This is a genomic window from Bradyrhizobium sp. UNPF46, assembly GCF_006658625.1.
GTDB classification, from domain to species: domain Bacteria; phylum Pseudomonadota; class Alphaproteobacteria; order Rhizobiales; family Xanthobacteraceae; genus Bradyrhizobium; species Bradyrhizobium nitroreducens.
Window position 1 is genome coordinate 43,715 of the sequence record NZ_LFJB01000076.1, and the last position, 12,442, is coordinate 56,156.

Below are 12,442 nucleotides of genomic sequence, written 5' to 3' on the forward strand. Positions count from 1 at the left end.
CGCTGTTGCCGAGAAACGTTGAATCAGGAGGGACCATCGTGCGTCGATCACTCATCATAGCAACAACCATCCTCGCGCTCGGCGCGGGCACCTCCGCGCAAGCCGACGATCTCAAGGTCGCGCTGATCTACGGCAAGACCGGCCCGCTCGAGGCCTACGCCAAGCAGACCGAGACCGGCCTGAAGATGGGCTTTGAGTACGCGACCAAGGGCACGATGACGCTCGACGGTCGCAAGATCGTCATCATCACCAAGGACGACCAGGGCAAGCCGGACCTCGCCAAGGCCGCCCTCGCCGAAGCCTATCAGGACGACAAGGCCGACATTGCGATCGGCACGACCTCGTCGGCCGCGGCGCTCGCCATTCTCCCCGTCGCCGAGGAGAACAAGAAGATCCTGATCGTCGAGCCCGCCGTCGCGGACCAGATTACCGGCGAGAAGTGGAATCGCTACATCTTCCGCACCGCGCGCAACTCCTCGCAGGACGCGATCTCGAACGCGGTCGCGATCGGCAAGCAGGGCGTCACCGTCGCAACCCTGGCGCAGGACTATGCGTTCGGCCGCGACGGCGTCGCCGCCTTCAAGGACGCGCTCGCCAAGACCGGCGCGACGCTGGCGGCGGAAGAATATGCTCCGACCAACACCACCGACTTCACCGCGGTCGGCCAGCGCCTGTTCGACGCGCTGAAGGACAAGCCGGGCCGCAAGGTGATCTGGGTGATCTGGGCTGGCGCCGGCAATCCGCTGGCCAAGCTTCAGGACATGGATCCGAAGCGCTACGGCATCGAGCTCTCCACCGGCGGCAACATCCTGCCGGCGCTCGCTGCCTATAAGGGCCTGCCGGGCATGGAAGGTGCGACCTATTACTACTATGAGATCCCGAAGAACCCGGTGAACGACTGGCTGGTTGCGGAGCACCAGAAGCGCTTCAACGCGCCGCCGGACTTCTTCACCGCGGGCGGCTTTGCCGCTGCGATGTCCGTCGTCGCCGCCGTCAACAAGGCCAAGTCGACCGACAGCGAGAAGCTGATCACGGCGATGGAGGGCCTCGAGTTCGACACGCCGAAGGGCAAGATGGTGTTCCGGAAGGAAGATCATCAGGCGCTGCAGAGCATGTATCACTTCAAGGTCAAGGTCGATCCGAACGTCGCCTGGGCTGTCCTCGAGCCGGTGCGCGAGCTGAAGATCGAGGACATGGACGTTCCGATCAAGAACAAGCGGTGATCTTCTGCACCTCTCCCGCTTGCGGGAGAGGGCTCTGTCCTCTTGGGGGTTCTTGCCCGCGGAGACACCCTCTCCCCCGCCCTCCCCCGCAAGCGGGGGAGGGAGCGCAGCGTGGCCCGCGGCGATATCCCGATCATCATTTGCCAGACATCCAATGACGCTCTCCCTCGAAACCCGCGACCTCACCATCCGCTTCGGCGGCCATGTCGCGGTCAACAGCGTGACCTGCACGTTCCGTCCGGGCGAGCTCACCGCGATCGTCGGGCCGAACGGCGCCGGCAAGACCACCTATTTCAATTTGATCTCGGGTCAGTTGCGCGCCTCCAGCGGCAACATTCTGTTCGACGGCACCGACATCACGCAGCAGTCCGCGCCGATGCGCACGCGCGCAGGCCTCGGACGCGCATTCCAGCTCACAAACCTCTTTCCGAACCTGACGGTCGAGGAGAACGTCCGCCTCGCGGTGCAGGCTGCCAATGGCACCCATTACGACATGCTGCGGCCGTGGATGGTGCGCCGCGACCTGATCGCGCGCGCCGATGCCATCCTCGACCAGGTCGCGCTCGGCAGCCGCCGCGGCGTTGCCGCGACCGCACTGTCGCATGGCGATCAGCGCAAGCTCGAGGTGGCGCTGATGATCGCGCTCGAACCTGATGTCTTCATGTTCGACGAGCCGACTGCCGGCATGAGCATCGACGAGGTGCCTGTCGTGCTCAACCTGATCGCGCAGCTCAAGCAGGACAAGAGCAAGATCATCCTGCTGGTCGAGCACAAGATGGACGTGGTGCGCTCGCTCGCCGACCGCATCATCGTTCTGCATAACGGGCAACTCGTCGCGGACGGCCCGCCCGCCGAGGTGATTGCCTCGCCGATCGTGCAGGAGGCCTATCTCGGCGTTGCTCCCAAGAACACTGCCGAGAGTGCCGCATGACCGATCTCCTCAAACTCTCCGGCGTGCACACTCATATCGGGCGCTACCACATCCTCCAGGGCATCGACCTCGCGGTCCCGGAAGGACAGGTCACGATGCTGCTCGGCCGCAACGGCGCCGGCAAGACCACGACGCTGCGCACCATCATGGGCCTGTGGCAGGCCTCATCCGGCGAGATCAGTCTCGCCGGCGAGCGTATCGAGAGCCGCGCCACGCCCGACATCGCCCGGCTCGGCGTCGGCTACGTGCCGGAGAGCATGGCGGTGTTCTCCGATCTCACGGTGAAGGAGAACCTCGTGCTGGCGGCGCGCGACGCTGCGATGGACGACAAGCAGCTGGAATGGATTTTCGGCTTCTTCCCGGCGCTGCGCCGGTTCTGGCTGTCGCGCGCGGGAAGCCTCTCGGGCGGGCAGAAGCAGATGCTGTCGATCGCGCGCGCCATCATCGAGCCGCGCAAGCTGCTGCTGATAGACGAGCCGACAAAGGGGCTGGCGCCGGCGATCATCGTGGCGCTGATCGAATGCCTGAAGGAGATCAAGCGCAAGGGTGCGACGATCCTCCTGGTGGAACAGAATTTCTTCGCCGCCCGCGAGCTCGGCGACAACGTGCTGGTGATGGACAACGGCACCATCGTCCATCGTGGCGAGATGGCGGCGCTCGCCGCCGACGTGCCGCTGCAGGAGCGGCTGCTCGGCCTGAGCCTGGAGGCGCATCAGTGACTGACCTTGCCGCAACCGATCCACTGCCGAAGCCGAAGCGCGATATCGCGCCGATCCTGCTGCCGGTCGCGCTCGCGCTGCTGATGATCCCACTGATCGGCTCGACCTCCTCCTGGCTGACGCTGACCGCCGCGAGCCTTGCCATGGGCATGATGATCTTCATCATGGCCTCGGGCCTGACGCTGGTGTTCGGCCTGATGGACGTGCTCAATTTCGGCCACGGCGCCTTCATCGCCGTCGGCGCCTATGTCGCGACGCTGGTGTTCGCGCCATTCGCCGCCTCCGTGCAGGCCGACTCGCTCTGGATCAACCTCGCGGTGCTGGCGCCGGCGGCGCTGCTGTCGATGGCGGTGTCGGGCGCGCTCGGCCTCGTCGTCGAGCGCGTGCTGATCCTGCCGGTCTACGGCCAGCACCTGAAGCAGATCCTGATGACGACAGGCGGCCTGATCGTCGCCGAGCAGACGCTCTATGCGCTGTGGGGACCGCAGATCATCCCGATGCCGCTGCCGACATCGCTGCGCGGCTCCTTCATCCTCGGTGACGTCGCGATCGCAAAGTACCGCGTGCTGGCGATGCTGATCGGCCTTGCCGTCTTCATCGCGATCCAGCTCGTGCTGAATCGCACCAAGCTCGGGCTCCTGATCCGCGCCGGCGTCGAGAATCGCGAGATGGTCGAGGCGCTCGGCTATCGCATCCGCCGCCTGTTCCTCGGCGTGTTCATGACGGGATCGGCGCTGGCCGGCCTCGGCGGGGTGATGTGGGCGCTGTATCGCGAGCAGGTGCACGCCTCCATGAGCGACGACCTCACCGTCTTGATCTTCATCGTCGTCATCATCGGCGGCCTGGGGTCGATCGGCGGTTGCTTCATCGGTGCAATCCTGGTGGCCATGGTCGCCAATTATGGCGGCTTCCTGGTGCCGAAACTCGCCCTCGTGTCCAACATCCTGCTGATGGTCGCCATTCTGATGTGGCGGCCGCGCGGCCTCTATGCGGTGACCAGCCGATGATGATCCTCTCAGGCGATCCGCCGCGTAGCCGAATCCTCACGCTCGTTCTCGTCGTCATCATCCTGGCGCTGGCGGCGACGCCGTTCCTGTTTCCGGGGGCGAAGGCGTTGAACGTCGCGGCCAAGATCTGCGTCTTCGCCGCGCTGGTCGCCTCCTACGACCTCTTGCTCGGCTATACCGGCTCGGTGTCGTTCGCCCACACCATGTTCTACGGCATCGGCAGCTACGCGATCGCGATCGCGCTGTACGGCATGGGCCCGAACTGGGCTGCGGTCGCCACCGGCATCGTCGTCGGCTTGCCGCTCGCAGCCCTGCTCGCGCTTGCCATCGGCCTGTTCTCGCTGCGCGTCGCGGCGATCTTCTTCGCCATGATCACGCTCGCGGTCGCCTCCGCGTTCCAGGTTCTGGCCTCGCAACTGTCCTGGCTGACCGGCGGCGAGGACGGACGCAGCTTTCAGCTGCCGGAGCTGCTTCGCCCCGGTACGGTGCTGATCTCGAAGAACCTCTTCGGCTTCGAGATCAACGGCCGCATCCTGACCTTCTATCTGGTGTTCGCCGTCTCGGCCCTGATGATCCTCGCTTTGCTCCGCGTCGTGAACTCACCGTTCGGGCGCGTGCTGCAGGCCATCCGCGAGAACCGCTTCCGCGCCGAGGCGCTCGGCTTCCGAACGGTGTTTCATCTGACCTACGCCAACTGCCTCGCCGCGCTGGTGGCCGCCGGCGCCGGCATTTTGAATGCGTTGTGGCTGCGCTATGCCGGTCCGGATACCTCACTCAGCTTCTCGATCATGCTGGACATCCTGCTGATGGTCGTCATCGGCGGCATGGGCACGATCTATGGCGCGATCATCGGCGCCAGCATCTTCATCCTCGCCCAGAACTATCTGCAGTCGCTGATGGGCGTCGCCTCCAAGGCGGCCTCCGAGGCCGGGCTGCCATTGCTGCCGGGACTGCTGCATCCCGATCGCTGGCTGCTATGGCTCGGCCTGCTGTTCATCGCCAGCGTCTACTTCTTTCCGACCGGCGTGGTGGGGCGGCTGCGGAATCCGGCCGGCGACAAGGGCGGCGGCTCGCATTAACGCACGATTCATGATGCGACGCAGCGTTGACGGCGCGCGCCGCGCAACCGCGACGTGATTCCCGCTCCACTGTATCCGGACGGGACTGCGCAACCCGATTAATGCTTAGGTAACTGGCTTTCCTAAGGTTTGGGCCATTTGTGCGGTGTATTCGTGTTCCTCCAGGGAGGGGGAATGCGCCAGGTCTTTTCCACGGTGGCAACCGGAATGTCTCGAGCCGCAACGAACGGCTGGGAGGCCTTGACGCGGCGTGGCCCCGTCCTGTGGTTGACCCTGTGCGGCGTGTTGCTGGTCGCGGGCATCTTCGGCTTGACGGCCATGGCCGTCGGCGAGTTTCGCGAACGCACGCTGGCCAATCGCGAACGCGAGCTGGAAAACACGGTGCAGCTGATCGCGCGGCACTTCGATCAGCAGTTTGAGGATTCCGACGTCGTCGCCGCCGATCTGATCGGGCAGATGAACCTGGTCGAGATCAGCTCGCCCGCGATGTTCCGCGAACGGATGTCCGGGCCAGCGGCGCACCAGATGCTGCGCAGCAAGATCAGCTCCGTGTCCTATCTCGGCGATATCGCGATCTACGATGCCGACGGCGATTTGATCAACTGGTCGCGGGGCCAGCCGCTGCCCAAGATCAACGTTTCGTCCCGGGCCTATTTCCAGACATTCAAGACCAATCCGAGCGCCGAACCGGTGCTGCTGGAATCCGTCCGCAGCTTCATCATCAACAAATGGACCACGATCGTCGCGCGCCGCCTGAACGGCGCAGACGGTACCTTCCTCGGCGCGATGGTCCGCCGGATCGATCCGGACAGCTATCAGAACTATTTCGCATCCGTCGCGCTGGCCGAGGGCACCGCCATCTCGCTGTTCGATCGCGAAGGCAAGATGCTGGCGCGCTATCCGCACCGCGAAGACCTGATCGGGCGGAGCTACAAGGACGCCCCGCTGATGCAGAAGGTGCTCAGCGAGGGCGGCCTGCGCACGCTTCGCGTCAGGAGCCCGGTCGACGGCGGGGAGCGTCTCGGCTCGGCCGCGTCGCTGACGCACTTCCCGCTCGTCATCGTCGCCACCAACACCACGGCAGCGGCTTTGGCCGACTGGCGCCAGCAGACCGGCTTCATGGTGACGACCGCCGCGCTCTCGGCAGCCGTCATCGCGCTGATCCTCTATCTGATCATCCGCCAGATCAGCCGGCAGAACCGCGAGGCGCAGCAACGGCTGGAGGCCGAGCGGCTGCGGCTCGACACCGCCCTGAACAACATGTCGCAGGGACTGATCCTGTACGACGCGAACGGCTATATCGTCACCTGCAACCGCCGTTACGCCGAGATGTTCGGTCTCTCGCACGACGTCATCAAGCCCGGCTGTCACATCCGCGAGGCGATGTACCATCGCAAGGAGCGCAATGCATTCGACGGCGACGTCGAGGCGTTTTGCGCCGACGTCATGAGGGTCGTGGCCGAAGGCACGGTCTCCACGCGCACGCACCAGCTCGCCAACGGCCGGGCCTTCCAGGTCATCAACACGCCGCTCGCCCAGGGCGGCTGGGTCGCGACGATCGAGGACATTACGGAGCGCCGCAATCTCGAGCGGGAGCGCGACCGCAACCACACGTTCCTGCGTGAGATCATCGACCATATCCCGTCGCAGATCACGGTGAAGGATGCGCGCACGCGGCAATACCTGCTGCTGAACGGCGTCGCCGAGCAGCTGTTCGGCCAATCGCGCCAGGAGGTCATGGGCAAGACTGCTTTCGACATCTTCCCCGAGGCGCACGCGGCCCACATCACCGCGGACGACAGCAGCGCGCTGCAATCGGCCAAGGGACTGTTCAAGGACGAGCACGCCTGGCAGATGCCGGGCATGGGGTTGCGCTACATTACGTCAACGCGGATCGGCATCCGCGACGACGCCGGCGAGCCGCGCTATCTCATTCACGTCATCGACGACGTCACCGAGCGACGCCGGGCCGACGAGAAGATCGCACATATGGCGCATTACGATGCGCTCACCGACCTGCCGAACCGCACGCTGTTCCGCGAGCAGATCGAGCGCGAGCTGGCGAAGGTCGCCGACGGGGATCAGTTTGCGCTGCTCTACATCGACGTCGACGAGTTCAAGGGCATCAACGATTCGCTCGGCCACCACGTCGGTGACGAGCTGCTGAAGGCGATCGCAAGCCGTCTGCGCGGCTGCCTCAAGGACGGCGACCTGATCGCGCGCCTGGGCGGCGACGAATTCGCGGTGATCCAGACCGGGATCCAATCCTCTGCCGAGGTGCTGTCCTTCGTGACCCGGATCTACCAGGCGATCCGACAGCCCTATCATTGTCTCGGTCATCAGCTCTCCACCGATGCGAGCATCGGAATCGCCCTTGCGCCGCAGGACGGCACCGATCTCGACCAGCTCGTCAAGAACGCCGATCTGGCGATGTACGGCGCCAAGGCCGAGGGGCGCCGCACCCACCGCTTCTTCGAGCCGGAGATGGATGCGAGCGCCAGGGCGCGCCTGAGCATGGAGCAGGATCTGCGGCAGGCGCTGGTGAACGGCGGCTTCGAGATTCACTATCAGCCGCTGGTCGACCTGCGTACCAACGAAGTCTCGGGCTGCGAGGCGCTGCTGCGCTGGCGCCACCCCGAGCGCGGCATGGTGTCGCCGGCCGAGTTCATTCCGGTCGCCGAGGATACCGGCCTGATCACCGAGCTCGGCGACTGGGTTCTCCGCATGGCCTGCAACGAGGCAGCGACCTGGCCGACGCATATCCGCGTCGCGGTCAACGTGTCGCCGGTTCAGCTCAAATGCGACACGCTGGCGCTGCGGATCGCGGGCGCGCTCGCCGCCTCGGGCCTCGACCCGCGCCGGCTCGAGATCGAGATCACCGAGGCCGTGCTGATCCGCGACGACGAGGCTGCGCTCTCGATCCTGCACCAGCTCCGCTCGATCGGCGTGCGCATCGCGCTCGACGATTTCGGCACCGGCTATTCCTCGCTCAGCTATCTCAAGCGCTTCCCGTTCGACAAGATCAAGATCGACCGCTGCTTCGTCGCCGACATCGCGGAGACGAGCGGCGCACCCGTGATCGTGCAGGCGGTGGTGAACATTGCAGCCGCCAGCAGCATGACCACGGTCGCCGAAGGCGTCGAGACCGAGGCGCAGCGCGAGATGCTGCGCGCGCTCGGCTGCACGCAGATGCAGGGCTACCTGTTCAGCGCGCCGAAGCCGGCCGCGGAGGTGCGGAAACTGTTCGGCACGGGCGATGGTTCGCCCGGCATCGTGCCGGTCGCGGCGGTGGCCTGATGGCAAAGCCGGGAAGGATTTCAAGCAGAGCTCCAGGCAAGACCGTCGACGTCGCGGATTCCTATGCCGTGCGGCTGATGCAGCATCTGGTGGTACCGACCTTCGTGATCGACCCCAAGCGCCGCGTCGTGATCTGGAACAGGGCATGCGAGCGGCTGACCGGTCTGGCCGCCTCGGAGGTGATCGGCACCAACAGGCACTGGCAGGGCTTCTACGAGACCAGGCGCCCCTGCCTTGCCGACCTCGTCGCGCTCGACCGGCCGGAGCGGCTGCCGGAGTTCTATTCGGAATATGCCGCGCGCGGCCATAACGGGCTCGGCTTTTCCGCGGAGAACTGGTGCACGATGCCCAAGCTCGGCAACCAGCTCTATCTCGCCATCGATGCCGGCCCCATCCACGACGAGGCCGGACATCTGATCGCCGTGGTGGAGACGCTGCGCGACCTCACCGACCAGAAGCGCGCCGAGATGGCGCTGAAGGAGCTCGCCACCAAGGACGGCCTGACCGGCCTGTCGAACCGCCGCTCGTTCGACCAGATGCTGGCGAGCGAATGGGCGCGCGCCCACCGCACGCAGAGGCCGCTGGCGCTGCTGTTCGTCGACGTCGATCATTTCAAGCTGTTCAACGACCATCACGGCCACCAGATCGGCGACGAATGCCTGCGGGCGATCGCTTCCGTCGTCAGCCGGCATGCCGTGCGCCCGCTCGATCTCGCCAGCCGCTACGGCGGCGAGGAGTTCGCGCTGATCCTGCCGGACATGGATTGCGACAGCGCCTGCGTCATCGCCGAGGAAATCCGCAGCGCCGTCATGGCCTTGCAGATCGTCCATGGCGCTGCGGGCGCCGGCGACCACGTCACCCTCAGCGTCGGCGTCGCCAGCCACATTCCCGGCGCGGTCGACGGCGGCCCCGACCGCCTGCTGGGCGCGGCCGACGAGGCGCTTTACGTCGCCAAACGGCTCGGCCGCAACCAGGTCATCTGCGCCGAACGCGTACTGGCCGAATTCGCCGCCCTGGGACGGCAGGCCAAGCAGGTTCCGGGCCTCTTTCGGCGCAAATCGGCTTAAGTGCCGATCCGGCGAGAAGCGGTTGCCCGCCCCTCGCCAATCGGCTAAATGAACCTCGACTAGCACCCGTAGCTCAGCTGGATAGAGCGTTGCCCTCCGAAGGCAAAGGTCACACGTTCGAATCGTGTCGGGTGCGCCAGTCTGCCCCCCGTGCAGAATAAAACTGCGAACTGTTCAATCGGGAATTTTCGCAAATACGGTGGCCGTTTGGACGTGCATGTGCCGCAACGCGGCTCCGGCAGCGGTCCGCGCAATCCGCTCTAGGCCGCCAGGTTATGCTTTTCGTCCCCGATCAGGTGGACTCGGTTGCGGCCAGCGGCCTTCGCGTCATAGAGCGCGATGTCGGCTTCCGCGAACAATTCGACGATCCGCCGGCGGTGCGGGCGGCCAACTACGGCAGCTCCGATCGAGGCGCTGACTTCGAGGCGATGACCGTTCCAGAACAGCGGGCGGCTCAACAGCACGACGGTCTGCTGCAGCACGCGCGCGATGCGCGCCGGGTTTGTCGGAGCGCGCAGGATGATCGCGAATTCGTCACCACCGAGCCGGCCGACCAGGCCGGCATTGTGAAAGGCCCGCCGCAAACGCTGTGCGACCTCGCATAGGCATGCGTCTCCGGCCAGATGGCCGAACGTATCGTTGAGCTTCTTGAAGCCGTCCAGGTCGATCAGAACGAGCGCCGACGCGAAGCCATGATTCAGGCGGTCGTTGACCAGTTCGCGATAGCGGGCCTGAAAAATCGCCCGGTTGGCGAGCCCGGTAAGCGGATCGGTTTCGGCTTGCTGCCGCAGGCTCTCCAGCGCCTGTCGGTCGGAAGTGACGTCCTGTTTGCAGCCGAAGATCCGCACCGGCCTTTCGCCCTCTCGCACCGCGTTGATCGAGAGGCGCATCCAGCGCTTTTCACCGCGCCATGTCCTGATCTCGGTATCGAGCGTGACCGGGCAACCGCTTCGGATGACCTCGGCACGAGCGAGTTCCATGTTGCGCCTGGATTCATCGATGTAGAGATCAACGATGCTTGCGCGCCGCAGCGGATTGCTCGCGGGATAGCCGAAGATGTCGTAGACACCCTGGGTCCAGCTCAGGCGCTCCGTCTCGAGTTCACATTCCCAAGCGCCGATGCGGGCGACATTCAGAGCCTGATCATAGAGTCGTACGCGAACCTCGTCCGACAAAGTCGAGGCAGCATGATTCTCCGTCATCGACGATCCGGCAGCCTTTTGCGATCTTGCACAAGTACCCAAAAGCTAGGGCCGCGGCGTTAACGAACCCTATATGTCCGCCTGCATCCGGCGATGCGGGCCGAAGTTGAATGTCAGCGCTCGCATCTGCCGCGAGGTTGCAGTGCAATTGCGCCCGGGCGAGGTAGCGAGACGATCGCCTATCGGCCTGACTGAGGCAGGCACCGCCCTTCGCAGCAGGTCTGGTCGGTCGACGCCGAAGTCTCAATTCAACCGCCAGATCGCCGCGTTGAGCACACCGGCAAACGCGACCCAGGCGGCGTAAGGCAGGAACAACGCGGCGGCCAGTTTATCTCGGGAGATCTCCAGACCGATATACGTCACGATCGCGACGAACAGGCCAATGAGAATGACCAACGCGGCGCCGATCTGGTGCATGGTGAACATGACCGGCGACCAGGCGAAGTTCAGCGCGAGTTGCGCAGCCCAGGCCAGCATGGCCTTGCCTGACGGCTCGCGGCGAAAGGTCCGCCAACCCGCGATGGCGATCATGACGTAGAGGATGGTCCAGGCCACCGGGAACGCCCAGTTCGGCGGCACGAAACCCGGCTTGGCGAGGCCGGCATACCACTCGCCAGGAAGATTGGTGGCGCCGATCAGCCAGCCCATCCCGACCACACCCACTACGAAGACCAACAGCTGCAACATCCCTCACCTCGCGCATCACATCGCGCAATTGTATCATCTTTCCATGAGCGAATCCGACACGATGACTGGCGAGGCCTCGCCGGTCCGCAAGATCATCCATATCGACATGGATGCCTTCTATGCGTCGGTGGAGCAACGTGACAATCCGGAGCTGCGCGGAAAACCGGTTGCGGTCGGAGGATCGGCCGAGCGCGGCGTGGTCGCGGCCGCCAGCTACGAGGCCCGCAAGTTCGGCGTTCGCTCCGCCATGCCGTCGGTGACGGCGAAACGGCAATGCCCAGGCCTGATCTTCGTCAAGGCGCGCTTCGAGGTCTACAAGGCAATCTCGAGGCAGATCCGCGACATCTTCGCCGAGCACACGCCGATCATCGAACCCTTGTCGCTGGACGAAGCCTATCTCGACGTGACGGAAAATCTGCAAGGCATCCCGCTGGCGCGTGACATCGCCCTGCGCATCCGCGAGAAGATCAAGGCCGAGACCGGCCTCAACGCGTCGGCGGGCGTGTCCTACAACAAGTTTCTGGCAAAGCTCGCCTCCGATCATCGCAAGCCCAACGGCCAGTTCGTGATCGCCCCCGGAATGGGCGAGGCCTTCGTCGAAACCCTGCCCGTCGGCAAGTTTCACGGCATCGGGCCGGCGACGGCGGCGAAGATGAACGCGCTCGGCCTGTTCACCGGCCTCGACATTCGCAATCAGACGCTGGAGTTCATGAACGCCAATTTCGGCAAGTCTGGCGCCTATTATTACTGGATCTCGCGCGGCGTCGACGAGCGGCCGGTCCGGGCCAACCGGATCCGCAAGTCGATTGGCGCGGAGACCACATTCTCGACCGACCTTGTCGAATATGGCGCGCTGGCCGCCGAGCTCAAGCCTCTCGTCGACAAGGTCTGGCGCCATTGCGAGACCACCGGCAACCGCGGCCGCACCGTCACACTGAAGATCAAGTTCGCCGATTTCGAGATCATCACGCGCAGCAGATCCGTGGCAGCGGCGGTCGCGACCCGCGACAATCTGGAGCGGCTGGCTTGCGACCTGCTCGAGGTCGAGATGCCGCTGCCCAAGCGTGTCAGGCTGCTGGGGGTATCGCTCTCCTCTCTCCAGACCGGCGACGATGTGGAGCCGCAGCTGACGTTCGGGATTTGAGCCGGATCGGAAATGCCCGGGAACAGCGACATCCTGATCCGCGACCTGGCTCCGAACCCGCCGCAGGCAGCGGCGGGGTTTTTCCA

General features: G+C 65.0%; 10 protein-coding genes and 1 tRNA gene. 9 read left to right on the top strand and 2 right to left on the bottom strand.

The window, feature by feature from the left end; translation table 11 throughout:
• Positions 1-38: 38 nt before the first annotated feature.
• From UNPF46_RS27705 to UNPF46_RS27740, 8 genes are all read left to right on the top strand, one after another.
• On the top strand, positions 39-1,223 hold the full coding sequence (locus UNPF46_RS27705) for a substrate-binding domain-containing protein (protein ID WP_181770143.1): 1,185 nt from the start codon (positions 39-41) through the stop codon (positions 1,221-1,223).
• A gap of 154 nt (positions 1,224-1,377) precedes the next feature.
• Positions 1,378-2,154, top strand: a complete 777-nt coding sequence (locus tag UNPF46_RS27710; RefSeq protein ID WP_142252108.1) for an ABC transporter ATP-binding protein — start codon at positions 1,378-1,380, stop codon at positions 2,152-2,154.
• Entirely contained in the window at positions 2,151-2,873 is a 723-nt protein-coding gene (locus UNPF46_RS27715) for an ABC transporter ATP-binding protein (RefSeq protein ID WP_100176559.1), read from the top strand. The genes UNPF46_RS27710 and UNPF46_RS27715 overlap by 4 nt, the downstream gene beginning before the upstream one ends.
• Entirely contained in the window at positions 2,870-3,880 is a 1,011-nt protein-coding gene (locus UNPF46_RS27720) for a branched-chain amino acid ABC transporter permease (RefSeq protein WP_100176560.1), read from the top strand. The genes UNPF46_RS27715 and UNPF46_RS27720 overlap by 4 nt, the downstream gene beginning before the upstream one ends.
• The gene (locus tag UNPF46_RS27725) at positions 3,877-4,959 is read left to right on the top strand and encodes a branched-chain amino acid ABC transporter permease (RefSeq protein WP_181770144.1); all 1,083 of its coding nucleotides are present in this window, start codon (positions 3,877-3,879) and stop codon (positions 4,957-4,959) included. Before UNPF46_RS27720 ends, UNPF46_RS27725 begins: the two co-directional genes overlap by 4 nt.
• 174 nt (positions 4,960-5,133) lie before the next feature.
• Positions 5,134-8,256 carry a bifunctional diguanylate cyclase/phosphodiesterase gene (locus tag UNPF46_RS27730; RefSeq protein WP_181770145.1) on the top strand — a complete coding sequence of 1,041 codons (3,123 nt, stop codon included), beginning with the start codon at positions 5,134-5,136 and terminating at the stop codon, positions 8,254-8,256.
• Positions 8,256-9,323 (top strand): sensor domain-containing diguanylate cyclase, encoded by a 1,068-nt coding sequence (locus UNPF46_RS27735; protein ID WP_142252111.1) that lies wholly within the window; start codon positions 8,256-8,258, stop codon positions 9,321-9,323. The genes UNPF46_RS27730 and UNPF46_RS27735 overlap by 1 nt, the downstream gene beginning before the upstream one ends.
• A gap of 62 nt (positions 9,324-9,385) precedes the next feature.
• Positions 9,386-9,462: transfer RNA gene (locus UNPF46_RS27740), tRNA-Arg, on the top strand.
• A gap of 121 nt (positions 9,463-9,583) precedes the next feature.
• Here the strand turns inward: UNPF46_RS27740 and UNPF46_RS27745 are convergent.
• Positions 9,584-10,525, bottom strand: coding sequence for a sensor domain-containing diguanylate cyclase (locus UNPF46_RS27745; protein ID WP_142252112.1), 942 nt, complete (start codon positions 10,523-10,525; stop codon positions 9,584-9,586).
• Between the two features lie 243 nt (positions 10,526-10,768).
• Positions 10,769-11,212 carry a TspO/MBR family protein gene (locus UNPF46_RS27750; RefSeq protein ID WP_142252113.1) on the bottom strand — a complete coding sequence of 148 codons (444 nt, stop codon included), beginning with the start codon at positions 11,210-11,212 and terminating at the stop codon, positions 10,769-10,771.
• Positions 11,213-11,255: 43 nt separating this feature from the next.
• On the opposite strand from UNPF46_RS27750, the gene dinB reads away from it, so the two are divergent.
• Positions 11,256-12,356 (top strand): DNA polymerase IV, encoded by a 1,101-nt coding sequence (gene dinB / locus UNPF46_RS27755; protein WP_142252114.1) that lies wholly within the window; start codon positions 11,256-11,258, stop codon positions 12,354-12,356.
• Positions 12,357-12,442 lie beyond the last annotated feature (86 nt).

Bases quoted from the DNA above. Each gene is read 5' to 3' on its own strand.
- UNPF46_RS27710 (WP_142252108.1), top strand. From the start codon at position 1,378: ATGACGCTCTCCCTCGAAACCCGCGACCTCACCATCCGCTTCGGCGGC.
- UNPF46_RS27715 (WP_100176559.1), top strand. From the start codon at position 2,151: ATGACCGATCTCCTCAAACTCTCCGGCGTGCACACTCATATCGGGCGC.
- UNPF46_RS27725 (WP_181770144.1), top strand. From the start codon at position 3,877: ATGATGATCCTCTCAGGCGATCCGCCGCGTAGCCGAATCCTCACGCTC.
- UNPF46_RS27730 (WP_181770145.1), top strand. From the start codon at position 5,134: ATGCGCCAGGTCTTTTCCACGGTGGCAACCGGAATGTCTCGAGCCGCA.
- UNPF46_RS27735 (WP_142252111.1), top strand. From the start codon at position 8,256: ATGGCAAAGCCGGGAAGGATTTCAAGCAGAGCTCCAGGCAAGACCGTC.
- UNPF46_RS27745 (WP_142252112.1), bottom strand. From the start codon at position 10,525: ATGACGGAGAATCATGCTGCCTCGACTTTGTCGGACGAGGTTCGCGTA.
- UNPF46_RS27750 (WP_142252113.1), bottom strand. From the start codon at position 11,212: ATGTTGCAGCTGTTGGTCTTCGTAGTGGGTGTGGTCGGGATGGGCTGG.
- dinB (WP_142252114.1), top strand. From the start codon at position 11,256: ATGAGCGAATCCGACACGATGACTGGCGAGGCCTCGCCGGTCCGCAAG.